Consider the following 24,008-nt stretch of genomic DNA (forward strand, 5'->3'; position numbering starts at 1 on the left):
AGCGACTGCATCCGCGCACGGACATTTCATGAGATACGTTGCATTTCTGACGGCGGCCTTGCTGGCCGGCTGTCAGTCCTACAGACCCACTCCGCTGGATCTGGCTGCGCACGGCGCGGCGTGGCAATCACGCGACCCTGCGTCGCCGGACGTCGCGGCGTATGCGCGAGAACTCGCCTCCGCGCGCGCCGCCGAACCCGCTTTCGATCCGGCCGACGGGTTTTCTTTGAACGAGGCGCACGTTGTCGCGCTCTACTTCAATCCCGATGTCCGCGCCGCCCGCCTGAAGGCGCGCGTCCCGGCAGCGTCGGCAGCCGAGGCCGGCCGCTGGCAGGACCCGACCCTGCGCATCGACGCCGAACGCATCATCCAGAGCGTGTCGCACCCATGGGTCATCGGCGGCATGCTGGAACTGACGCTGCCCCTGTCGGGAACGCCGGGCTTGGAGCGGGCGAAAAGTCTCGCCCAGGCCGACGCAGCCTGGACCACCGCCCTTCTCGAAGAACAGCGTGTTCTCACCGACCTCGACAAGGCCTGGCTGGAGCTGCACCAACTGCAACGGCGTTCGGAACTCATTGATGGGTTCGTCAAAGACCTCGACGTCTTCGTGAAGCAGGCCGAGCAGTTGCAGAAAGCCGGCGAAATGAGCCCGCTGGAGGCTGGTCTTCTCAAGATCGAGCGCGCTCGCAAGCAGGCTGAACTGCGTTCGCTCGTCGCCCGGCGAACAGAACAGGAGATCGGCGTCAAATCGCTGATGGGATTGACCCCCGAAGCGGCCGTACAGCTCTTGCCCTCGTTGCCCGCCGCATTCGCTGATTCGGGAACGACCGCACAAGAACGGCGTGAACGGCTGGTGGCGTTGCATCCCAAACTCCTGCACGCCCGCCAGCAGTACGCCGTTGCCGAGCGATCACTCGAACTGGAGATCCGCCGGCAGTACCCCGACCTGACGCTCGGCGGCGGGTTCGGCCGCGATGAGGGCACGAGCCGAATCCTGGGCGGGCTGGGGATTCCAATTCCGATCTTCAACGCCAACCGCCAGGCGATCGCCGAGGCGACCGCCGAGCGCAATGCCGCCCGGGCGGCCGCGGAGGCCGAGTACGAAAACCTGATCGCGGCCCTTGCTCGGGCCGAAGCCGCGCTGGCGGCTTCAGACGTTCACCGGCAAGTCCTCGAGCGCGACGTCGCCCCGCTGATCGACCAGCAACTGCAATCGGCCCGCGACCTGGGCCGGCTCGGCAACATCAACCCCGTGGCGATCTTCGAATCGCTGGTGATCGCCCACGACACTCGGCTGGAAATCCTCGATGCCGTCGGCACACGAGCCGCGGCAGTCAATCAAATCAATGCATTGCTGCGTCCAGTACCGGGCGTCGAGATGCAGATGCGGGAGAAACAATGACCAAACGGAAACATGCAATGTCTGTAACGCATCGCGTCCTTCGGTATGCAGCAGTTTCTTTTGTCCCGGTTCTGTCGCTGACAGCTGGATGCAAAGACAAGGCCGTCTCCGTCGACTTGAAGGGCACTTCACGTGATGCACCGCCAACGATTACCAATCGGATAGACGTCCCCGAGGCCGTCCGTCGAAACCTAGGTATCACTTTCGCGAAGGTCGAACGCCGGCAGGTCGTTGGGACGATCCGTGTGCCCGGGCAGTTCGAACTGCTCCCGTCAGCAAGACGGGAGTACCGGACGGTACTACCCGCGCGTGTCGAACTGCTTGTCAAGCAATATGACCGCGTCGAACCCGGCCAGATGCTTGCCCGCCTCGACTCACCCGAGTGGCGGCGCGTGCAGCATGAAGCAGTTGAGGCCGAAGGCGAAATCAAGACTGCCGAAGCCCGGGTGGATGTCGCCGAGGCAACCGCGGCGGAGAATGAGCGGGCGGTGGCGTTGCTTCGGCAGCGCACGAACGCGCTGGCCGAAGCGAATGCGTCGCGTGCCGATCTGACTGCGGAACTGGCACTGGCCGAGAGCAAGTCGGCCCGGCTGGCAGCCGAGGTACGCGCCTCAAAGGTTGCGGTTTCCGAAGCACACGAGCATTACGCGTCCCGGCTTCGCGTGCTTGCCGCGGTCGTGAATCTGCCAAAGGAAGACCTGCTTCGTCCGTCCAGCGCACCCATGACGCGACCCGCCGCAGTACCTGGATCCGGCGGCAATCTCGGCAGTTCCAATTCGACCGTCGACGCCGTCGGAGAACCGCTCTGGCGCACGATCAACTTGATCGAAGTCCGAGCCAGCGCAGCGGGTGTGGTCGAATCCACTTCCGTCACCAATGGCGGCTGGATCGAGACCGCCGGATTGGTGCTGACCGTCACAGATCCATCGCAACTTCGTTTTCGTGCCTCGGCATTGCAATCCGATCTAGGTGCGCTGAAGGACGGCGCTACCGTCGCGATCGTCCCCCCCCGTGCGATTCGCGCCAGCGCCAACGACTCTGTGCCCGCCGAACTGGCGATCGGACTTGAGGCGACCGCGGGCAACCGCACGGTCGATGTGCTGCTTTCGCCCAAGAGGCCTGTGCCATGGGCGAAGCCCGGCGTGTCCGCGTTTGCCGAGATCAGCATCGACAGAGCCGCAGAACCCGATTTGGCGATTCCTGTCGCCGCGGTGGTGCAGGACGAACTGGTCAAGATCTATTTCCGTCGTGATCCGACCAATCCGGACAAGGTCATCCGCGTAGCGGGAGATTTCGGTGCATCGGACGGGCGATGGGTCTCAGTCCTAAGCGGCTTGAAGGCCGGCGACGAAGTCGTGGTGGACGGTATCTACGAGCTAAAACTGACTGGTTCCGGCAAAACCGGTGGTGCCGACGGTCACTTCCATGCCGACGGAACCTGGCACCCCAATGGAACGCCTGAAAAGTGAGGCACGTCGCCTCGCGTCCTTCGTCCAACGGGTGCGATACCCGACAATTCTGCTTCGCATGAAGGCTGTGTCCAATGCTCAAGCGACTGATCGCATTTTCTATTCAAAACGCGCTGCTCGTGCTACTGGCGGCGGTTGCCGTACTGGGTCTGGGCGTCTATCAGCTTCAGCATATGCCGGTGGACGTCTTCCCCGAACTGAACGCGCCCACGGTCATCATCCTGACGGAAGCGGGCGGGCTTTCGGCAGATGAAGTGGAGCAGTACGTCACGTTTCCCATTGAATCGGGGTTAAATGGTCTGAGCGGCGTCCGCCGAGTTCGCAGCGGCAGCGCGATCAGTCTTTCCGTTGTCTATGTCGAGTTTGACTGGGGCACCGACATCTATCGCGCCAGGCAGCAGGTGGGAGAGCGGCTGGTCGCCGCCGAAGAACGGCTTCCGAAGAACGTCCACGTCGAGATCGCGCCGATTACGGGCATTACCGGCGAGATCATGCTGCTCTCTCTCGCTGCAACGAAGCCTTCGGTCACGGACACCGATCTTCGCGCCCACGCGGAGTACGATCTGACCAACCGCCTGCAATCGGTGCCAGGGGTGGCGATGGTCGTTTCCATCGGCGGAGAGTTGCCGGAGTATCAGGTCAATGTGCGACAGGACGAATTGCGGCTCTATGGGCTGACGACCGACGACGTTGTCGCGGCCGCCCGCAAGGCCCATAGCGCCGACAGCGCGGGCTACCTCCCGAATGTCGGCGGCTTGGAATTGCCCGTGCGCCAGTCGGCCCGCGTACGGTCCGTGGATGACATCAAGGCGACCATCGTCAAGTATCATCAGGGTAAGCCGGTCACCATCGGACAGGTCGCCGAAGTGGTCATGGCCGGCGCACCCAAGCGAGGTACGGCGTCTGAAGGTGGCCGGCCGGCGGTGGTACTAAGCGTTCAGAAATCGCCCGGCGCGAACACGCTTCAACTGACGGCCGACATCGACAAGGCGCTTGATGCCGCCGAGGCCGGGGTGCCCGACGGCATGCAGTTGAATCGGTTCGTCATGCGACAGGCGAACTTCATCAATATCTCGCTTCAGAACGTGCTTCACGTGCTCCGCGATGCCGCAATCCTCGTGACGATTGTCGTGATCCTGTTTCTGCTGAACATACGGACTGCGATCATCACCCTTACCGCTTTGCCACTTTCGCTGGCGGTTGCACTTCTGGCGTTGTCAGCACTGGGCCTCAGTATCAACGTCATGACGCTCGGCGGTCTGGCCGTTGCCATTGGCGAACTAGTCGATGACGCGATTATTGACGTCGAAAACGTCTTCAGACGGCTGCGCGAGAATGCGGCGCTGCCCGAACTACAGCGCAAGTCCTTCACCCGTGTCATCTTTGACGCCAGCAATGAGATTCGATCGGCAGTGGTGTTCGCGACGGTCATCATCGTGATCGTGTTTATTCCACTCTTGTTCCTTCAGGGAATCGAAGGCCGGTTTTTCCGCCCGCTGGGCATTGCCTACATCACGTCGATCCTCGCATCCCTTGTCGTCGCGCTGACCGTTACGCCGGCGATGTGCCGTTACCTCTTGCGCGGCAAACTGGCCCGGCACGCAGACAGGGAAGGATTTCTCGTTCGTTGGCTGAAGGCGGCTTATGCCCCTACGCTTCGCGCGGTCCTCGGTGCCAGATGGCTTGTTCTGGGGGTCGCGGTCGTCATGACGGGGCTGAGTTTGTGGCTCGCCAACACTTTCGGCACGGAGTTCCTGCCCCGATTCAATGAGGGCACGATCACCGTGTTCCTTACCGCGCCACCGGGAACAAGCCTTGTCGAAAGCAATCGTCTCGCGGCGGCGGTGGATGTGCAGATGATGCAGGTGCCGGGTGTCCGCAGTGTGGTCCGACGAACCGGCCGGGCCGAACGTGATGCTCACGCCGAACCGCCGAATCGCAGCGAAATTGAACTGTCGCTGAATCCCGGTGTTCGCCGGCAGGACGTGCTTCCTGAACTCGACAAAGTCCTGGCACGCATTCCGGGAATCGGCGCAGAAACCGGTCAGCCGATGGAGCACCGGCTCAGTCATATCCTGTCCGGAACCCCGGCGGCGATCGCCATCAGCGTGTACGGCGAAGATCTGCCTAAGCTTCGACAGGCCGCTGCCGAGGTAGAACAGGCACTACGAGCCATTCCCGGGACTCGTGACGTCACCGGCAATCGCGAGGCGACGGTCATCTCGCTTCCCATCAAGTACCGCCACGAGGATCTGGCCCGTTACGGATTAACGCCGGCAGAAGCGGCCTCCCAGGTGAAACAGGCTCTGGCGGGAGAGATCGTCGCCGAAGTCAACGATGGATTCCGCCGCTATGACCTGACCGTCAGGCTGCACCCCGACGAGCGGCGCGGCGTCGAGGACGTGGGGCAACTGATCCTGCACGGACAGGGCGGAGCGCTGGTCCGCCTGAATGAGGTCGCGGATTTGGGACGTGAACACGCGCCGATGGGCATCACCCGGGAAAACGCGCGTCGAAAGGCGGTCATCTCGACCAATGTCGCCGACGGCTACAACCTGGGGCACCTGGTGGAGCAGGTGAAGGCGAAGGTCGATCCGATCGTCGCTCGATACGGATATGCCATCGTCTACGGGGGGCAATTCGAAGCGCAACAGTCGGCAGCTCGCACGATCTATTTGATGGGTGCTGGCGTGCTCGTTGTCATCCTCGTATTGCTGTACATCGCGCTGGGCACGTTCCGGGCGGCGCTGTTGGTGATGGTCAATCTTCCGTTGGCGCTGGTGGGTGGCGTCGTTGCGGTCTACCTTACGGAATCGCGGAGTATCCTGGGCAACACCCTGGCTTTGTTCGGCGGCGGCGACGCCCGCTACCAGGCACCGGTCATCTCGATCGCGAGCATGGTCGGCTTTGTGACGCTGTTCGGCATCGCGGTGCGAAACGGCATCCTGATGGTAGACCACTACCGAAATCTGCAGCGCGAGGGCAAGTCGGTTCACGATTCCATCGTACAGGGTTCCATGGAGCGGCTGGTGCCCATTCTTATGACCGCGCTGGCCGCCGTCCTCGGACTCGTTCCGTTGGCCATTGCCGGTGGCGAACCGGGGAGCGAGTTGCTCGCGCCTCTGGCTGTCGTCGTGTTAGGCGGATTGGTAACCAGCACCCTGTTGAACCTTGTAGTCGTCCCGGCGGGTTACGCCCTGGTGTTCCGGGATTCGCAGAGTCCGAAAGCTCGAAACTGGGCGTACGAAAGCAGGGAAAACCTGCTTTCAGAGCCCGTTGCTTCTCATTGACCAAATGTCGCCGGATGTTCCGGACGGGTCAACGAGTCACAGTTCCTGAAGGGAGTTAGTCTACATGCTGAAGCTAGCAGCATCTTTTGTGTTCACACTGTCCGCCGCTGTCGCCATAACCGGCTGTAAGGACGATCACGGCCATTCGCAGGATGGCAAGCCAACGTCTGGCACGCAGGCGACCCCGGCGGCCAAAGAGAATCATCCCAATCAAGTCGTCATTGGCGAACTTGCAACGAATGGCCTGAAGATCAAAGCAATGCAGGACGAGCCGGTGAAGCCCGGTGGGGAAGGCGCTTTCGACCTTCAGATCACCGGATACCCTGCGGGCGGCAAGCCCAAAGCAGTTCGGTTCTGGGTCGGCAGTGAATCGGGCGAAGGTTCGGCCAAGGCCAAAGCAGAGGAAGAAACGCCTGACAACTGGCACACCCACGCCGAAGTCCCCAAGCCGATCCCGGCCGGATCGAAATTCTGGGCCGAGATCGAGCCGGCGACGGAAGATAAGTTCAAGGTGTCGTTCGAACTGGCGAAGTAGTCGATCAGCGCAGGTTCCTGCGAACGCGCAAGTACGTGACCCTTACGAGGAGCCGCGCACGAAGTGTACTCACGGAGTAAGCGGGAAAGGGTGCCGAAACGTCAGCGCTCCCGCTTACTCCGTGAGTACACTTCGTGCGCGGCTCCTTAAGAGATGCCCATTGCGAAGTGAATATTTCCTTGGTCACCGTGTCCACGGCGGCATCAGCCGGGCCACTTCGCTTCCCAACCGTTCGACGGCCAGGTTGGCGTGGGCCCCAAGACGTTTGAGGGCGGCCACGCGTCGCGGGTCTGCCAACAGATAGGCGGCCAGCTTCAGAGGCTTCGGCCGGCCGAGGTCATTGACGAGTGACAGCACGCGCGGATCGATCGCGTCGCCGGCGGTGTCGCTGATGGCGCGGAGGTGGACGAATGGCACGCCCGCCGATCGCGCCAGCGCCGCAACCAGATCCCCTTCCATATCCACCGCGACAGCGCCGGTGCGCCTAAACAGCGCGGCCTTGTCGGCCGGTGTCGCGACTGGCTGGGGAGAGGTCCAGATTCGACCGGCGACGGCGGAGGACTGCGCGGCGATAGCGGTGATGTCGTCCGTGGAGTGAACGTCGCGCCTAGAGTGGACGTCGCGCACGGGCTGCATGTACTGCGGGCCGCGGTCGGCACTTGTCGCGGGTATGTCCAGGACCAGGTCGCCGACCCGTAAAGCCGGATCGAGCCCGCCGGCCAGGCCGGCGAGGACGACCAGAGTCGTGGACGGGTCGAGTACCCGTGGGAGGTGCACCGCGCGCACGCCGATCGCCGAAAGTTCCCAGTCGAACGCCCGGGCGGCACCCGAGTCAAAAGCGCGGGTCAGCGCGTGCCGCACGGCACGGCGTTCCATGTCGATCGCCGTGAAAATCTGTAGCCGGGGACGCGTCATGAGCGCGGCATTTACCACTTGACCAATTGGGATGAATAGAACATAATACTAACAGATTGTATGGTGACGTCGGAACATGTCAAGCGCCGTGTGGCGCGTTTCCGACGCAGCATGAGCCCGGTTGCAGAGTTCGCCGGGTTCGTTCGACAGGACGGCTCGGGTTCGTTCGGCGAAAGGACTTCTCGGATTCGTTTGGCAAAGAGACGTCGATCTGGTGCCACGGGTCGCCGGTACTCCGGAGACCCGTGTCCTGGCTCGACTGGCGCACGAGTCTGCGGGATACCGCCGACTCGTGGCACCGACAATCTCGGGTTCGTTCGGCAGGATGGCTCGGGTTCGTTCGGCGAAGTGACGTGGATCTGGTGCCACGGGTCGCCGGTGCTCCGGAGACCCGTGTCTTGGCTCGACTCGCGCACGAGTCTGCGGCGTACCGCCGACTCGTGGCACCGACAATCTCGGGTTCGTTCGGCAGGACTTCTTGGGTTCGTTCGGCGAAGAGACGTGGATCTGGTGCCACGGGTCGCCGGTACTCCGGAGACCCGTGTCTTGGCTTGACTCGCGCACGAGTCTGCGGCGTACCGCCGACTCGTGGCACCGGCAATCTCGGGTTCGTTTGGCAAAGAGACGTCGATCTGGTGCCACGGGTCGCCGGTACCCCGGAGACCCGTGTCTTGGCGCGACTCGCGCACGAGTCTGCGGCGTACCGCCGACTCGCGGCACCGACAATCTCGGGTTCGTTCGGCGGAACGCGATGTCGCCGCATTTGCCGCCGGTGTGATTTGTCTGCTATCCTGCGATGCCGACTTTTGGGATTAAAGCTTTATGGGCGTACCCGTCTCGCAAATGTGGACCGTCGCGACGTATGTGCTGAAGCAGAAGCTGCTTCGCCGCCGTCGCTACCCGCTCGTGCTCATGCTCGAGCCGCTGTTCCGCTGCAATCTGGCCTGTGCCGGTTGCGGCAAGATCCAGTACCCGGCCCACATTCTGAAGAAGGATCTCTCGCCAGAACAATGCTTTAAGGCGGTTGATGAATGCGGGGCGCCGATGGTCAGCATTCCCGGCGGCGAGCCGTTGCTGCACCCGAAAATCAAGGAGATCGTCGAGGGCCTGGTCGCCCGCAAGAAGTACATCTATCTGTGCACCAACGCTTTGCTGCTGAAAGAGAAGATCGATCTCTTTACGCCGAGCAAATACCTGACCTTCAGTGTTCACTTGGACGGGCAGCGCGAGCATCATGATTTCGCCGTCTGCCGGGAAGGCGGATACGACGTCGCGGTGGAGGGGATCAAGGAAGCGGTCAAACGTGGCTTCCGCGTCACCACCAACAGCACCCTCTTCGACGGTGCCGACGCCAACAGCGTGCGGGCATTCTTTGATGAGACCATGGCGCTGGGCGTCGAAGGGATGATGCTTTCGCCGGGCTACAGCTACGACAAGGCGCCCGACCAGAAGCACTTCCTGGGCAAGGCCCGCACCAAGCGGCTGTTCAGCAAGATCCTCTCGAACCGCAGCAAGAAGTGGGTCTTCAATCAGAGCCCGCTGTTCCTCGAATACCTGATGGGCAAGCGGCACTACACCTGCACGCCCTGGGGTATGCCGACGTACAACGTGTTCGGCTGGCAGAAGCCGTGCTACCTGCTGCAGGATGGCTACGCCGACACGTTCGCCGAACTAATGGAAGAGACCGAGTGGGAGCGCTACGGCACCGAGAGCGGCAACCGCAAGTGTGCCAACTGCATGGTGCACAGCGGCTACGAAGCCAGTGCCGTCAACGACACGTTCGGCTCGGTACGGGGGTTCCTCGCGACGGTCCGTGCGGTGCTCTTCGGCGGTGCGTACAAGAACGACGAAGCGCTGGCGGCACTGAACGACAAGCCGGATTCGGGGCCCCTGGTGCAGTTGAAGATCACGCGAGCGAGTAAGAACGAGCGCGAGACGGTCGAGGTGTAGCAAACGGTCGAGGATGGAAGATGGAGGATCGACGATTGCGATCATCTCCATCCTCGGTTGCGGTTCTCAATCTTCCAGCTTCTATCTTCTATCCTCGATCCGCCGATGCCCCAGGAAACCAAAGCCCATCCGACCGATGCCGACATGGAACTCGCCCCGCCGACGGAGCGCGAGAACCTTGAGGGCGCCATCCCGTCGCTGGCGACCGACGAGGAACTGCGGTCGGCGCTGGAGAAGGCGTTCGACTATCGCGGCGACGTGACGATCACGCTGAAGGACGGGTCAACGGTTGAGGGGTACATCTTCGACCGCCGAAGCACGGGCCCGAAGCTGGCGGACAGCGTGGTTCGGCTGTTTCTGAAGGATCGCGATGAGAAGGTCGCCGTCCGCTACAGCGATATCGGCAAGCTCGCGTTCAGCGGCCGTGACACCGCCGCCGGCAAGAGCTGGGAGACGTGGGTGCGAAAGTACAACGAACGCAAAGCCGCCGGGGAGAAGAACATCGGCCTGGAGCCGGAGGCGCTGTAGGGTCCGCCTTGGCGGACGCTATGGTTTCCAAGGTGAGTTTCTTTGGTGGGGCAGACATTCTTGTCTGCCTCGGGCACGGTACGCCGTGACCGGAAGGGCCTGCCGAGTGGAGAGTGGTGTCGGACGGATGAGTACATCCGCCCGCGGCAGGCAAGAATGCCTGCCTCACCGGAGTTGCATCAAGCCCGCAGTCTTCGACTGCGCTCCAGCGCCATCACGTAGGGTCCGCCTTGGCGGACCGTGGGTGTTCGAATACGCCGCGTCCGCCAAGGCGGACCCTACGAGCGCAGTCTTCGATACCGCGCCAGCGCCGTCAGTGGGAAGTACAGCCGGTAGTAGTGGTACTTCAGGTAGAAGACGCGCGGGAAGCCGGTGCCCGTGTAGTTCGTCTCTTCCCACGAGCCTTCGTGGGTCTGCGTTTCGATGAGCCAGCGGATGGCTTTCTCGATCGCGGGGTGGCTGGCGCCGTGGACGGCCATCAGGCCCATCGCGCCCCAGGCGGTTTGCGAGGCGGTGCTGTCGCCCTGACCTTTGAGACGCGCGTCGTCGTAGCTGGCGCAGGTCTCGCCGAAACTACCGTCCGGCTTCTGCACGCTGAGCAGCCAGTCGGCGGCCTTTCGGGTCCAGGACTCGCTCATGTCCTGGCCGACGGCTTTGAGGCCGGTCAGCACCTGCCAGGTGCCGTAGACGTAGTTGACGCCCCACCGCCCCCACCAGGCGCCGTCGGCGTCGGCCTGTTTGCGAATGTACTGGACGGCCCGGTCGATCGCCGGGTGACCGACGCGCATGCCGCAGCGGCCAAGGCCTTCGATGACGCGGCCGGTGATGTCGGGGCAGCTGGGGTCCTGCATCGCGTTGTGGTCGGCGAAGGGGATTTTCTCCAGCAGCGGGCGGTCGGTGGTGCGGTCGAACGCGGCCCAGCCGCCGTCGTCGTTCTGCATCGCCAGCAGCCAGTTGACGCCGCGTTTCACGGCGGATTGTGCGTCGGGACCGCCGACACGAGAGAGCGACGTGCATACCATCGCGGTGTCGTCGGTGTCGGGGTAGTGGGCGTTCTCGAACTCGAAGAACCAGCCCGACGCCTCGACCGGCCGGCAGTTTTTCTGCCAGTCGGAGGCGACGCGGCATTCTTTGGCAAGTAGCCATTGGGTCGATCGGCGGGCGACATCGTCACCCGGCGACAAGCCGGCTTCGGCGAGTGCATTGAGCGCAATGCCCGTGTCCCACATCGGCGACAGGCACGGCTGAATGCGGATCTCGTCGCCGTCCTGGATGAAGAAATCTCGCAGTTCCTTGTGGGCTTTGACGACGCGAGGATGGTTTTCGGGATAGCCGAGCAGTTGGAAGACGATCAGCAGATAAACCATCGGCGGGAAGATCGCACCCAGTCCTTCGGAGCCGCTGAGATGATCGAGAATCCACTCCTCGGCTTTCTTGATCGCCTTCTGCCGCAGCGTGTCGTTGGGCGTCTTGTCGTAGACCTTCAGGAGCTGATCGATGCGAAGGAAGATCTCCTGCCAGGTTTTCGGGAGGCCCGACAGGGGTTTAAGGCTCAGGCGGTTGGCGGCTTGGCGGTCGAGGTAAAGCTCGGAAATGCCCTGCTCGGGTTTCAGCTTGCGGGCCCGGCGGAAGGTTGTCACCAGGCCCAGCGGCAGGATCATCGTCCGTGTCCAGGCCGAGACGTGATACAGGTTGAAGTAGAACCACTTGGGCAGGAAGACGATCTCCGGCGGAATGCTCGGGCAGGCGTCGAAGCTGATCTGGCCGAGGCATGCGAAGTAGAACCGCGTGAAGGTGTTGCACTTTTCGGCTCCGCCAAGGCTGAGGATCAGCTCGCGGGCGCGGCGCATGTGCGGGGCGTCGGGGCTGTCGCCCATGAGCTTGAGCGCGAAGTAGCCTTTGACGGTGCCAGAGATATCGGCCGGACCGCCGGGGTAGAGGCTCCAGCCGCCGTCGGGATTCTGGATCTTGCGGAGGTAGTTGGCGATGAGCGGCAGATCGGGCTCGGCTTCACGGCCGAGGATCCACATGAGCAGGAGGTATTCGGATTCGAGGATGCTGTCGCCCTGAAGCTCGGCACACCAGAAGCCGGCAGGGTCCTGACGCGCGACCAGTGCTTCGCACGCGGCTTCGATGGCGCGATCGAGCGTGGAACTGGAGAGCGTGCCGGTGCTCGCCGTCTCGAGGGAACGATCGGACAAAGGTTCGGCGGCCGTCGCGTCGGCGGTCAACATCAGGACATCATCCTTGGTGAGGGTTCTGATCCAATTTGGGCGGCGGAAACTACCATGGGTGTGTGGCGCGGGCAATCGGCGCGGTCAGTGACACGGGCTTCCAGCCCGTGCGAGATGCGTTGTAGTTTGAGAGGTATGCGCTTTTCCTACCTATGCGCCGCTAGCACGGGCTGGAAGCCCGTGTCACTGACTGCGCCGCTCGTATTGGTAAGAACCGTGCGTTTGAACGATGACGCAGTTTGGTGAGATCAGTCACAGCCGAGACCGGCAAGACGTGCCGGCCACTCGATCGGCAGATCGGGAACTAGGAACGGCGGATGGGCGATGTGCGACGCGGACAGTATCGCATCGGCGGCGAGATAGCCGGAGCGCACCGCGCCTTCCATCGTCGCCGGCCAACCGGTGATGGTGTAGTCGCCGGCGAGGTAGAGGTTGTCGATTCCGCCGGGTGGCGGAGCTTGCGACGCGCGGTGTCGGTCGCTGCCGGGCGATGGCGAGAACGTCGCCCTCTTCTCGACGACGACGACACCGCGAATCAGCTTCGCGTCGCGTGCGGCCGGCAGCGTCTGGCGGACCTGCCGCTCGAAGAGCGCGAGACATTCGTCGGTGGATCGCCCCACCCAGTCGCGGGCCGCGCTGATGACGCCGTGCAGCGACGTGCCGATGTCGTCCTTGCGAAAGAGCCATTGGAGCGGGCCAGAGACGAGTGCCACGTGGGGCTGCGGCAACACCGGCCGATCGAACCAGAGATGCACGCCGAGGATCGGCACATCGGTCAGCCCGGCCGACTGTATGAAGCGAACGTCCGTCGCGGTCCTAGCGTCGCCGACCAGGCGACGGGCGGTGTGGTGTCCGGTGGCAATGATGATCGCGTCTGCGGTCAGTTCTTCGCCGGCCTGAAGGATGACGCCGGAGATGCGTTGTCCAACGAACCGAAGTTCGCGGACGCGGACGCCGAGCCGGACGTCTTTCACCGGCAGCGAGCCGTAGAGCCGGCTGAGCGGGCAGTTGGGAACGCCGACGACGTACCCCGCTTCGTTGGCGAGCATTGCGTCCTGGAAGACCTGGATTGCGTAGGCGGCGCTGGCGTCGCGGCATTGCTCATTGAGGGCGCCGACGAGGACGGGATCGTAAAACTTCGCGACCAATTCAGGCGGCTGGTCGTGGGCGTCGAGCCAATCGCCGAAGGAGGTGTCGGCCAGGGCCAGTCGCCCGGCGCGGCCCATCCAGAGCATCTCGAGCATCGCCCGGCTGATGGCGAGGCGCTCGGGAATCGAGAGGAGCGAGAACCACAGCATCGACGGACCCAGGTGCAACGGTGCGGGCAGGCCGCGTATGCCGAACAGGTCGTAGCCGCGACCGGTGGCGTCGACGAAGCGGATGGTGCGGTCGTAGCGGATCAGGTGTTCGGCACCAACCCTGCGGTAGAAGTCGCGAAGGTTGGTGCAGCAGCCGAGCAGGACATGCTGGCAGTTGTCGAGTTGCTCGCCGGTTTGGGGGTCTTCGAACGACCCGGCTCGGCCGCCGAGCCTGCGGCTTGCTTCGAGCAATGTGACCGAGACGCCGGCCGATTGCAGCGCGACCGCCGCCGCCATGCCGGCCAGACCACCGCCGATGACGATCGCGTTTTCGGGAGTTTTCGATGGCTTGGTTGGCACGGCGAAGGATGCGGCGGAGGAACGCGGCGGGCGAGCCCGCCGGCTAAACCGATTTCGTTGGGTGGTGAACTATCGCGCCCAGGTGGCACGCTTGGCGCGGGACGCGATCAGCACCTTATCCAGCAGTGACAGCGAGACCCGCTGCCGCAGGATGCACTCGGGATCTTTGGCAATCTTTTTGAGCAGGCCGCGATAGATCTCGGTCATCGCGCCGAGTGTGGGCCGGCTATCCCGGCTGATGCGGTTCTCCAGGTCGGCCGACTTCTCGTACGACGCCTCGGCGCGGGCGATCTGGAATCGCACCATCTCGACGAATTTCGGTCCGCCGCGACCCTGGAGGATCTGTTCGTCGGTTACGCCGGCGGCGTCGAGATCCTCTCGTGGGAGGTAGATGCGTCCGCCCCGGGCATCGCTCTGGATGTCGCGAAGGATGTTGGTCAACTGGAACGCCACGCCCCGCTCGATTGCCAAGTCGAGCGTGGCCTGACCGCCTTCGTAGCCCCAGACGTAGACACTGGCGATGCCGACCACGCCGGCGACGCGGTAACAGTACTCGCGGAGCTGTTCGAAGGTTTCGAACCGGGTTGAGACTAAGTCCTGCCGCTGCCCGGCGATCGCGGATTCAAAGATGTGCAGCGGGATGGCGTGACGGTGCACCAGATCTGCGAACGCCGGCCAGATATCGGGTCCGGTGCCCTCCGGCAGGCGGCTCTCCAGGACCTCGCTAGTGAGCTCACGCCACGCGGCAAGATCGGCCAGCCGGCGATCGTGCGAACGGCCGTCGTCTTCGTCGGCAATATCGTCGAGGAGACGCATGTAGGCATAGAGCGCGTACATGCGCGAGCGCTTCGGCTCGGGAAGGAGTTTGAGTCCGTGATAGAAGTTCCGCGCCGCCCGGCGGGTGATCTGCCTGCACAGCGCCGACGACGCCAATAGCGCTTCATCGGTTCCAGCAAGCGTGGTTGTGGGCATGGTCGCGGACGTCATGGTCATTCAAGTTCTCCAACACTCGGCGCGGTCGGAAGACGTCCGGCGCCCGCACGGCTGCTTCGAGGGCCCATGATACTCGACATCGCGTCGGTCAGAGCAACTCCGGCAGCGGCCGATAACGCCGTGGCCACAAGCCTGCTCTTTTGCCACCGCGATAGCGACGGCCGCCTCGACAGCGTGTCGAAGTTCTGCCGACGAATCGCCCGGGAGATCGCCATCCCGCCGGCGGCGAACAGCGACACCTGTCCGCGCACCGAACGGCCGAGCAGCGGCAACAACGCTCGTCCGCGGTCCATCTGGCGGTCGGCTGCGTCGAGCTGATGCTCGATCAATCGGCGGAACGATTCATCGCCCCGACCGACTTCGATCTGATGCCGCAGCCCGGCTTCCGTGACGCCGAATCGCTGCATTGCCGATTTCGGCAGATAGATCCGATCCCGATCCAGCAGATCACGTCGGACGTCCTGCCAGAAGTTGATCAACTGTAACGCCGTCGAAATGTCGTCCGACAGACTCGCTCGCCCGGCATCCCGATAGTCGCACATGAGCAACACCAGGCGACCGACAGGGTTGGCACTGCGGCGGCAGTAGTCCAGAAGCTGCTCGTCGTCGGCGTAACGCGTGACCGTCTGGTCCTGCTCGAACGCACTGATCAGGTCCAGAAACGGCTCGACCGGCAATCGATGCCGCTCAACGGTTCGGGACAGGGCCTGGAACAGCGGCGTCTGGCTGCGACCGTCGAAAGCGGCCACCGTCTGCCGTCGCAGGATTGCAAGCTGCTCCAACGAAAGCCGTTGATCGCCAAGCTCGTCACCCAGGTCGTCGGCCGTTCTGCAGAAGGCGTAGACGTTGCAGAAATCCTGGCGCAGACGTTTGGGCAGCAATGTCGAGACGACCGAAAAGTTCTCGTACTGCGTGCTGACCAGTTGCCGGGTCAGCGCTTCGGCACTGTCGTGGTCAGAACGATCGAGCGATTCGGTCGAGATCAGTCGCCGAACGAGCGGCTGGAGCCGTTCAAGGCCAATCGATTGCGCCCGCGAGCCGACGTCGGCGGAGGGTACAGGCTCGCTGGAAACCGCCAATCGGGTCATTCGTTGCCGCCGGATCAACACCATGTCGCGTTCGGCCTGCGGGGCGCAATTAGCGCGGTCAAAAACCGAAACAAGCCTTGTCCGAGCGCCACACCCGGCATCTGGATAGTACAGGGGCCGTCGATGGCATGGCAAGATGTAATGGCTCAGACGACACTAACATGTTGCAAAAGAATCATTTGCCTGAAACTGTTCGAGCACGCGATCGCCGTCACCTCTTCCAGCGAATCGACTCGGCGACCGCTTCGAAAACACCTCGAACAGTCGCTCGGGTTGCTTCTCCGTGCTGTCCCCGGAGTATCACGACATGGTCGCCCCGCACCATCAATAGTGCCACTTCCGTCCGCGTCCGCCCGCCGTCCTGATAGGTTGATTCGACCCGCCGACCTGCAGCCCCGTCGATCCGTGTTTCAATCGCTTCCGACACGACAATGCCCGGATGAGCTTTCTTCAGGTCGTCCACGTACCCGTTTTTCACCAAGCCGATCGGAATGAGCCCGGGAATGTGCGGCGGCAATTCCGGCACGTCAACGCTAAGCGAAGCTTCCGACCGATCGAGACCAGGAGGAGCGAGCAGAAGAACAAAATTCGCCGACTGGTGTCGAGTCCAGTCTGCAGGGTGGTCAAGCGTCAGACCGGTCTTGGCATCCGCGAATCGCACGACCGCGGGAATTGTCGAGGCCGATGACGCCTGCGTCGTCGCCGGGGCGAGTCGGGGCGGGTTGTCCGATGTGGGCGTCGCCGCACATCCGTGCATGGCTAGAATCACTGCACCGAGCAGGCCGCGTGCTGCGAATTGTGTGCACAACGAGTAAGTCATCTCGGCACCGCTCGGTCTGTACTACGACACCCCGCTAGCAGACGTCCGGGATCGCCGACTCCGGTTGAACTGCGGCAACATTAGGCGTCCTTGCCATGACCATCAATACGCAATCAGACCCGGGCCGCCGCAAAATTCGATTCGAATCATTGGACGACATTCTCGCCGATGTAGAGCGACTCGCCGAGGCCGAACGCAACGGCAAGCTGGAACGCGTGGGCAACTGGACCTTCGGTCAGTCGCTCGGTCACATGGCGACTTGGGTCGGGTACACCTACGACGGAATCCCTCTGAAAATCCCGTTCCTGCTCCGCCTCTTGCTTCGCCCCATGAAGCGACGAATGCTCCGGACGAAGATGCGGCCGGGACTGCGGATTCCCGGTACTACTGAAGGAACACTTGGCACTGAACTGCTCTCGACCGAAGAGGGGCTGTCGCGGTTCAAAGCCGCGATCGAACGACTGAGACGCGAGCCTCCGACGAAGCCGCATATGTTCTTCGGCCAGATGACGCACGACGAGTGGATCAGTCTGCAACTGCGACACGCCGAGTGCCATCTTGCCACCCTGCGGATCAAAGGCACGTAGCGTCGAGCGCAGCGGAAGTCGGCCAGCCGCACAAGTGTTGCAGGCAAGAGTCTACGCCAGCGCTTTGGCGATCACGTTCCCCGCGACATCGGTCAGCCGCTCGTCGCGGCCGTTGTGTCGGAAGGTCAGCCGGGTGTGATCCATTCCCATCAGGTGCAGGATTGTCGCGTGGATGTCGTGCACATGCGTGCGGTCTTCGGTCGCCCGCAGTCCGACGGCGTCTGTCGCGCCGATGATCTGGCCACCCTTCACGCCGCCGCCGGCCATCCACATGCAGAAGCCGTGCGGGTTGTGATCGCGGCCGTCGTTGCTTTCGCTCATCGGTGTTCGGCCGAATTCGCCACCCCAGATGACCAGCGTGCTGTCGAGCAGGCCGCGCGACTTAAGGTCTTTCAACAGGCCGGCGACGGGCAGATCGCTTTCGGCGCAAAGCTTACCGTGGTTGGCTTCGATCTTGTTGTGGGCGTCCCAGCCGTTGGTATCGCCGCAGTAAAGCTGCACGAACCGCACGCCGCGCTCGACCATCCGCCGGGCAAACAGGCACCGCAGGCCGAACTCGGCGGTGGCTTGGTTGTCCAGGCCGTACATACGCCTGGTCGCGTTGGTCTCGGTCGAGATATCGACGACGCCCGGCGCGTGGGCCTGCATGCGGAACGCCAGTTCGTAAGCGGCCGACCGTGCGGATAGTTCCGAATCGCCGGACACGGAAGCTGGATTGGCGCGGTTCAAACGGTTGATCAGATCGACCGTCGCCGCCTGCTGTTTGTCGCTGACACCCGCCGGCGTCTTGAGGTTGAGAATCGGCGACTCGCCGCCGCGCAGGATCGTGCCTTGATAGGCCGCCGGCAGGAAGCCGTTGCCCCAGGCCGGCGCGCCGCCTTTCACCCAGCCGGCGGGGTCGGGCAAAACGCAGAACGCCGGCATGTTCTCGCTCTCGCTCCCCAAGCCGTACGCCACCCACGAACCCAGACTCGGCTTGCCCATCAGGATGGTGCCGGTGTTCATGAGGTAGACGGATTCGGGGTGGGTGACACTGTCGCCGTAACAGCCGCGGAGCAGGCACAGGTCGTCCACGCAGCCGGCGATGTTGGGCAGCAGGTCGGAGACGTCCATCCCACAGTGCCCGTACTTCTTGAACGGCCGCAGCGGCGGAAGCAGCTTGTTCTTCGCCACCGCCCGGCGGGTCTTGAACGTGCCGAACGACTCGGGAATCGGCTGGCCGGCCAGGCGAATCAGGTCGGGCTTGGGGTCGAACAAGTCGACATGGCTCGGCCCGCCGGACATGAACAGGAAGATGACGCTCTTGGCCTTGGCGGCAAAGTGGGTCGGCTTGGCGGCGAGCGGGTTGCCAGCAGCGGGCGTCGGAGGCGCACCTGCGGCGAGCAAGCCGTCTTTTGCCAGCAGCGATGCGAGCGCCAGCATTCCGAACCCCCCGCCGGCATGGCGGAGGAAGTCGCGCCGCGAGGCGGGACGGGTTTCAGGACCGGAAGGGCCGGTGCAGGTTCCCATAAATGCTCTCCGCGAAAGAATGCCCTTGTCCCCTCCTCCGGTACTCCGGGGGAGGGTTAGGGAGGGGGTTTCGTCGGGTGACGTCCACTATGGCAATCGGCAATGCGAAACATCGAACGTGACGCGACCGGCCTATTGATTGACTGCGGCATGCCAGTCCTGCATTTATCGAAGCAACCCCCACCCTAACCCTCCCCCGGAGTACCGGAGGAGGGGATGGGACCATGCCGCACCCTTCACTCCAGATACACAAACTCATTCACGTTAAATAGTGCGCGGCACAACTCACTCATCGGCGCTGCGGCGACGAACTCCTCCGAGATCGCCAACTCGTTTGCCGTCGGTGCTCGGCCGAGCGTCAGCTTGTACGCAAGCGCGATCCGTTCCTCCGGCGTCTTTGCTTCTCGCTCCAACCGCTCGGCCAGCGACTTCGCCGCCGCCATCACGTCCTCGGCGTTCAGCAGCGTCAGTGACTGCGGCGCTGTGGTGCTGCGCTCACGGCTCGGGCAGCTCAGGTTGCTGTTGGGGGCGTCGAATACCTCCAGGAACGGGAACCTCAGGTTCCGTCTGGCGAAGATATAGATACTCCGCCGGCCGTGGTCGGCGAGGTTCTTGCTCGCCTCCCAACCTTTGGCGCCTTTCAGTACGGCCTTGGGTATGGGCGGGAAGACGCCCGGGCCCCCCATCTCCGGGTTCAGCCGGCCGCTGATTGCCAGCAGGCTGTCGCGGATGATCTCACCTTCCAGCCGCAGGCGGTTCATACGGCCATAGAGTTGGGTGCCGGGGTCGGCGGCGGTCAACTTGCCAACGTCATCCGCCGCCGGTGTCGTCGACTGCTGATACGTCGCCGACATCAGCATCAGCTTGTGCATCTGCTTGACGCTCCAGCCGCGGGCGACGAACTCGCTGGCCAGCCAGTCGAGCAGTTCGGGGTGTGAAGGCTGTTGCCCGTGTACGCCAAAATCGCTCGCCGACGCGACCAGGCCTTTGCCGAAATGGTGCTGCCAGATGCGGTTGACCATGACCCGCGCGGTCAGCGGATTCGCCGGGTCGACCATCCACTGCGCCAGCCGGGATCTCCGCCCGGCGGCGGGCAGGTCAGCTGCAGATGAATCGCCGGGTGTCGCGGCCAGTACGGTCATCACGCCCGGCGAGACTTCGTCTGTCGGTTGGCTGTACTCGCCACGGTTCAGGACGAACGTTTTCGTCGCCGCCCCCTTGCCGTTGGAGAGCGCCATCGCCATAGGCGGCTGCGGCGGCTTGGGGAGTTTCTTGATCTGGTCCTTCAGGTTGGAGCGTCGGGCCCGGTCGTCGGTGGAATGGGCCGACCCGATGGCGTTGTCGTTCACCTCGACCAGGTGCGCCGTCTCGAGCACCAGGTTCGCCTGCTCGGTGTCGCGACGTTCTGGTGCGACGGCGTGCGCCGCCTGGGCCTCGGGGGAGAGTTTGCGTATCTTCGCCGCACGCAGTTTTTCGATCACCGGCGCATCGAGCTTTGCCAGCTCCTGCACAGGCGATTGCTGCTCCCACTCCCGCATAGCCGAGTCCAGCTTTTCCCGATCGGCCGGCGTGGCGACCGGCAAGTCGCGCTTGAAGGCCACCGGTGTGAAGCTCGCCTGAAGCCGGTAGTAATCCTTCTGCGAGATCGGCTCGAACTTATGGTCGTGGCAGCGGGCGCAGCCGACCGTCAGGCCCAGGAACACCAGGCCGGTCGTGTCGGTCATGTCGTTGAGGGTGTTCTGACGCCGCTGCACTTGGTCGGCTGAGTCCACCATATCCGGGCCTAGCAGGTTGAAGCCGGTCGCGATCAGTGCATCGGATTCCGTGGGCCAAAGCTCGTCGCCGGCGATCTGTTCGAGAACGAAGCGGTCGTAGGGCTTGTCGGCGTTGAAGGCACGGACGACATAGTCTCGATACCGCCACGAATGCGGGCGGACGGCGTCGTGTTCGAAGCCGTCGGTCTCGGCGTAACGGGCCAAGTCGAGCCAGTGCCGCCCCCACCGCTCTCCGTAGTGCGGGGACGCGAGGTAGCGGTCGATCAGTTTCTCATATGCGTCGGGTGATGCATCGGCGGCAAACGCCGCCACTTCTTGCGGCGTCGGCGGCAGACCGACGAGGTCGAACTTGACCCGGCGGATCAGCGCCTCGCGACCGGCGGCCGGCGACAGCGTCAGACCAATCTCACGCAGCTTCGCGAGGATGAACCGGTCGATCGGATGGGCGCTGGAAAGCGACGGATCATCCGCCAGCGGAAGCGGCGGCCGCTTCACCGGCTGGAAGGCCCAGTGCGATCGGTCCTTGTCGGTGATCGCAAACTCAGTCTTGAGCTGGACGCCTTCCTTGTTGAGCACGCGTGGGTACGGCGCTCCCGCTGCCACCCACGCCGACAGGGTGGCGATCGATCCGTCCGAGAGCTTCCGGGCCTTGTGGGGCATCGGCGCGTCGGTTTCATGGCGGATTGATTTGATGATCAGGCTGTCGTCCGGCTTGCCAGGGACCAGGCCCGTTCCGCCATCGCCACCGGACAGCAGGGCTTCGCGGGTCACAAGGTTCAGTCCGCCTTTGGTGCTTTTGCCGCCGTGGCATTGGACGCAGTGGGCTTCGAGAAGCGTCAGGGCCTCGTTCACCACGGACCGCCCGTCTTCGACGGCCAAGGCAGGGGTGACAGTGAGGACAATCACCGCCGCGAGAAACGGCGCAAGAAATCCGCGAGTTTGCGACATCCGGTTTTGCATGGGGAAGTGTTCGTTTGTTGTACCTGACCCGCCGTGGGATGTGGAATCACAAATGCCGCCCCGGTGAAGTTGGCAGCGGTGTCGCGTCCATGTTTTGCACTACCGAGTGATGTGAAAGCATCCCTTCGCACGACCACGCGAGTAACATGGCTCCCGGTTGCTCGGATTCCGGCAAACGGAAACACGGGCAAGACGCCCCTGCCACAGCCTACAATACCACCCATGCCTCCTCCGCTCCGTTCCAGTCGCCGTCGTTATCGTGATTACCGCCAAAAGCTTAACGACCGCCGGAAGAAGCGGGTCGAGGGATCGGCCGACGCTCAGGTGCCGGGTGCGTCGGCGGTCGGGACGGGTGATCCAGGCCACAAAAAGGATCGCAAGCGGACTCGCTCGTTTACGAAGTTGCTGAAAGAGTTCTGGGGCCTGCTCCGCGGTCACCGCAAAACGCTCGCTGTCATTCTCGCGGCGCTGGGCATCTCCACCCTTCTGGGCCTGCTGCCGCTTTACGGGACGAAAGTGGTGTTCGACAGTGTGCTGAGGAACCCGCCGCTGCCGACCGGATTGCCGGCATGGGTGCCGACGCCGCAGGGTCCCATCGCCACGCTGACCTTTGTCGCCATCGCCATGGTGATTCTGGCGATCACCTCCGAGGGCTTCAGCCTGATCAGCCGCTGGCAGGCAACCCGCATGACCAAGCGGGTGCAGGTGTCGGTCCGCAAGAAGGTGTTCGACCACGCCGTGCGCCTGCCGTTGCACCGGGTGTATGAACTGAAGTCCGGCGGCGTCGCGTCCATCCTTCGTGAAGACGCCGGCGGCGTGGGCGACCTGATCTTCTCGCTACTTTACAACCCCTGGCGGGCGATCATTCAGCTCATTGGCAGCTTAGTGATCCTGGCGTTCGTCGATTGGCGATTACTGTTGGGCTCGCTGGCACTACTGCCGACGGTCTGGCTCACACACCGCACCTGGATCGGCAGGATTCGGCCGCTCTTCCGCGACATCCGCTCGACCCGCCAGACGATCGACTCGCACGCGACCGAAGCCTTCGGCGGAATGCGCGTCGTCCGCTCGTTCTCCCGTCAACAGTCCGAAGCCGCACAGTTCACCCGCAACGGCCATCTGATGGCCCGTCAGGAAGTCTTCGCTTGGTGGTGGATGCGCGGCATCGACATGGCCTGGTCGGTCATCATCCCGGTCGCGTCGGCGTTGCTGCTCTATTTCGGCGGCATGCGGGTGCTGGCCGACAACCAGAAGCTCAGCGCCGGCCTGATCACCCAGGCCCAGGCGTTGACGGTGGGCGATCTGGTGATGTTTCTGGCGTACCTGACGGCCCTGCTCGGCCCGATCGCCGCGCTTGCGGCGACGGCGACTTCGCTGCAGAACAGCCTGTCGGGGCTTGATCGCGTTCTCGACCTGCTCGCTGAGCCACTGGAGATGCCGTCGAAACCCGGCGCAAAGGTCGTGGATCGCGATAGGGCTACCGGGCGGATCACGTTCGAGAACGTGGCGTTCAGCTACAAGGGTTCCGAAACGCCGGTCCTGCAAGGCATCAATCTCGACGTCCGGCCGGGAGAGATGGTGGCGCTGGTCGGCCCCAGCGGTGCCGGTAAGACGACCCTCTGCAACCTCGTCGCGCGGTTTTACGACCCGACGGGCGGCTCAGTGAAACTCGATGGCGTCGCACTGACTGACATCACTGCCGAGAGCTACCGCCGGCTGCTGGGTATCGTCGAGCAGGACACGTTCCTGTTCGACGGCACGATCGCCGACAACATCGCCTATGGCCGTCGGAACGCGACGCAGACGGAGATCGAGCACGCGGCAAAGTTGGCCAATGCCCACGAGTTCATCAGTAAACTAGCCGACGGCTATGGCTCGCTGATTGGCGAGCGAGGCGTGAAGCTGTCCGGCGGGCAGCGGCAGAGACTGACGATCGCCCGGGCCATTCTGGCCGACCCCCGCATCCTGATCCTCGACGAGGCGACGAGCAACCTCGACACCGAATCCGAACGGCTCATCCAGGGAAGCCTGCAATCCCTGATGGCCGGCCGGACGAGTTTCGTGATAGCCCACCGCCTGAGCACGATCGCGCACGCCGATCGAATCCTGGTGTTGGAGAACGGCCGGATTGTCGAGCAAGGCCGGCACGATGAGTTGATGCAGGCGAGCGGAAGATACCGGGCGATGGTGGACTTGCAGACCAGCCCCCCGCCAGCGCCTGTCGTGGAACCCAAGCCGGTGAAGAAGGAGTGGTCGCACGCGAAGATGGAGTGAAGTGGCGGCACGGCGTATAAC

At 63.4% G+C, this 24,008-nt stretch carries 15 protein-coding genes; 8 read left to right on the forward strand and 7 right to left on the reverse strand.

Features of this window, described 5'->3' with window-relative positions; translation table 11 throughout:
• The first annotated feature begins 28 nt into the window (after positions 1-28).
• From IPV69_RS04870 to IPV69_RS04885, 4 genes are all read left to right on the forward strand, one after another.
• Positions 29-1,402, forward strand: coding sequence for a TolC family protein (locus IPV69_RS04870; protein WP_206293791.1), 1,374 nt, complete (start codon positions 29-31; stop codon positions 1,400-1,402).
• A 17-nt stretch (positions 1,403-1,419) separates the two neighbouring features.
• Positions 1,420-2,871, forward strand: a complete 1,452-nt coding sequence (locus IPV69_RS04875) for an efflux RND transporter periplasmic adaptor subunit (RefSeq protein ID WP_206293792.1) — start codon at positions 1,420-1,422, stop codon at positions 2,869-2,871.
• 74 nt (positions 2,872-2,945) lie between these two features.
• Positions 2,946-6,161 (forward strand): efflux RND transporter permease subunit, encoded by a 3,216-nt coding sequence (locus IPV69_RS04880; RefSeq protein WP_206293793.1) that lies wholly within the window; start codon positions 2,946-2,948, stop codon positions 6,159-6,161.
• 64 nt (positions 6,162-6,225) lie between these two features.
• The gene (locus tag IPV69_RS04885; RefSeq protein ID WP_206293794.1) at positions 6,226-6,696 is read left to right on the forward strand and encodes a hypothetical protein; all 471 of its coding nucleotides are present in this window, start codon (positions 6,226-6,228) and stop codon (positions 6,694-6,696) included.
• 183 nt (positions 6,697-6,879) lie between these two features.
• Here the strand turns inward: IPV69_RS04885 and IPV69_RS04890 are convergent, their stop codons facing one another.
• The gene (locus tag IPV69_RS04890) at positions 6,880-7,611 is read right to left on the reverse strand and encodes a phosphorylase family protein (protein WP_206293795.1); all 732 of its coding nucleotides are present in this window, start codon (positions 7,609-7,611) and stop codon (positions 6,880-6,882) included.
• Positions 7,612-8,433: 822 nt separating this feature from the next.
• Here IPV69_RS04890 and hpnH point away from each other — a divergent pair.
• Complete coding sequence (hpnH, locus tag IPV69_RS04895; RefSeq protein ID WP_206293796.1) at positions 8,434-9,561, forward strand: adenosyl-hopene transferase HpnH; 1,128 nt, start codon at positions 8,434-8,436, stop codon at positions 9,559-9,561.
• A gap of 105 nt (positions 9,562-9,666) precedes the next feature.
• Complete coding sequence (locus IPV69_RS04900) at positions 9,667-10,089, forward strand: hypothetical protein (RefSeq protein WP_206293797.1); 423 nt, start codon at positions 9,667-9,669, stop codon at positions 10,087-10,089.
• Between the two features lie 278 nt (positions 10,090-10,367).
• On the opposite strand, the gene shc is transcribed toward IPV69_RS04900, so the two are convergent.
• The 4 genes from shc to hpnC all read right to left on the reverse strand — a co-directional run bounded on the left by shc (position 10,368) and on the right by hpnC (position 16,062).
• Positions 10,368-12,323: a squalene--hopene cyclase gene (gene shc / locus IPV69_RS04905; protein ID WP_206293798.1), complete on the reverse strand. Its 1,956-nt coding sequence runs from the start codon at positions 12,321-12,323 to the stop codon at positions 10,368-10,370.
• Between the two features lie 248 nt (positions 12,324-12,571).
• The gene (hpnE, locus tag IPV69_RS04910) at positions 12,572-13,981 is read right to left on the reverse strand and encodes a hydroxysqualene dehydroxylase HpnE (protein ID WP_206293799.1); all 1,410 of its coding nucleotides are present in this window, start codon (positions 13,979-13,981) and stop codon (positions 12,572-12,574) included.
• 69 nt (positions 13,982-14,050) lie between these two features.
• Positions 14,051-14,974, reverse strand: coding sequence for a phytoene/squalene synthase family protein (locus IPV69_RS04915; RefSeq protein ID WP_206293800.1), 924 nt, complete (start codon positions 14,972-14,974; stop codon positions 14,051-14,053).
• Complete coding sequence (gene hpnC, locus IPV69_RS04920) at positions 14,971-16,062, reverse strand: squalene synthase HpnC (RefSeq protein WP_206293801.1); 1,092 nt, start codon at positions 16,060-16,062, stop codon at positions 14,971-14,973. Before hpnC ends, IPV69_RS04915 begins: the two co-directional genes overlap by 4 nt.
• 915 nt (positions 16,063-16,977) lie before the next feature.
• On the opposite strand from hpnC, the gene IPV69_RS04925 reads away from it, so the two are divergent.
• A complete protein-coding gene (locus tag IPV69_RS04925; RefSeq protein WP_206293802.1) occupies positions 16,978-17,469 on the forward strand; it encodes a DUF1569 domain-containing protein in 492 nt (163 codons plus the stop codon).
• Positions 17,470-17,520: 51 nt separating this feature from the next.
• Here the strand turns inward: IPV69_RS04925 and IPV69_RS04930 are convergent, their stop codons facing one another.
• Positions 17,521-18,978, reverse strand: coding sequence for a DUF1501 domain-containing protein (locus IPV69_RS04930; RefSeq protein WP_206293803.1), 1,458 nt, complete (start codon positions 18,976-18,978; stop codon positions 17,521-17,523).
• 236 nt (positions 18,979-19,214) lie between these two features.
• A complete protein-coding gene (locus IPV69_RS04935) occupies positions 19,215-21,701 on the reverse strand; it encodes a DUF1553 domain-containing protein (RefSeq protein WP_206293804.1) in 2,487 nt (828 codons plus the stop codon).
• A 234-nt stretch (positions 21,702-21,935) separates the two neighbouring features.
• Between IPV69_RS04935 and IPV69_RS04940 the strand changes: the two genes are divergently transcribed.
• Positions 21,936-23,987, forward strand: coding sequence for an ABC transporter ATP-binding protein (locus IPV69_RS04940; RefSeq protein WP_206293805.1), 2,052 nt, complete (start codon positions 21,936-21,938; stop codon positions 23,985-23,987).
• Positions 23,988-24,008 lie beyond the last annotated feature (21 nt).

This window comes from Humisphaera borealis (assembly GCF_015169395.1).
Classification (GTDB): Bacteria; Planctomycetota; Phycisphaerae; order Tepidisphaerales; family Tepidisphaeraceae; genus Humisphaera; species Humisphaera borealis.

Bases quoted from the DNA above. Each gene is read 5' to 3' on its own strand.
- IPV69_RS04890 (WP_206293795.1), bottom strand. From the start codon at position 7,611: ATGACGCGTCCCCGGCTACAGATTTTCACGGCGATCGACATGGAACGC.
- IPV69_RS04935 (WP_206293804.1), bottom strand. From the start codon at position 21,701: ATGTCGCAAACTCGCGGATTTCTTGCGCCGTTTCTCGCGGCGGTGATT.
- IPV69_RS04925 (WP_206293802.1), top strand. From the start codon at position 16,978: ATGACCATCAATACGCAATCAGACCCGGGCCGCCGCAAAATTCGATTC.
- IPV69_RS04875 (WP_206293792.1), top strand. From the start codon at position 1,420: ATGTCTGTAACGCATCGCGTCCTTCGGTATGCAGCAGTTTCTTTTGTC.
- hpnH (WP_206293796.1), top strand. From the start codon at position 8,434: ATGGGCGTACCCGTCTCGCAAATGTGGACCGTCGCGACGTATGTGCTG.
- IPV69_RS04885 (WP_206293794.1), top strand. From the start codon at position 6,226: ATGCTGAAGCTAGCAGCATCTTTTGTGTTCACACTGTCCGCCGCTGTC.
- IPV69_RS04870 (WP_206293791.1), top strand. From the start codon at position 29: ATGAGATACGTTGCATTTCTGACGGCGGCCTTGCTGGCCGGCTGTCAG.
- IPV69_RS04940 (WP_206293805.1), top strand. From the start codon at position 21,936: ATGCCTCCTCCGCTCCGTTCCAGTCGCCGTCGTTATCGTGATTACCGC.
- shc (WP_206293798.1), bottom strand. From the start codon at position 12,323: ATGTTGACCGCCGACGCGACGGCCGCCGAACCTTTGTCCGATCGTTCC.
- IPV69_RS04880 (WP_206293793.1), top strand. From the start codon at position 2,946: ATGCTCAAGCGACTGATCGCATTTTCTATTCAAAACGCGCTGCTCGTG.
- IPV69_RS04930 (WP_206293803.1), bottom strand. From the start codon at position 18,978: ATGGGAACCTGCACCGGCCCTTCCGGTCCTGAAACCCGTCCCGCCTCG.
- IPV69_RS04900 (WP_206293797.1), top strand. From the start codon at position 9,667: ATGCCCCAGGAAACCAAAGCCCATCCGACCGATGCCGACATGGAACTC.
- hpnC (WP_206293801.1), bottom strand. From the start codon at position 16,062: ATGACCCGATTGGCGGTTTCCAGCGAGCCTGTACCCTCCGCCGACGTC.
- IPV69_RS04915 (WP_206293800.1), bottom strand. From the start codon at position 14,974: ATGACCATGACGTCCGCGACCATGCCCACAACCACGCTTGCTGGAACC.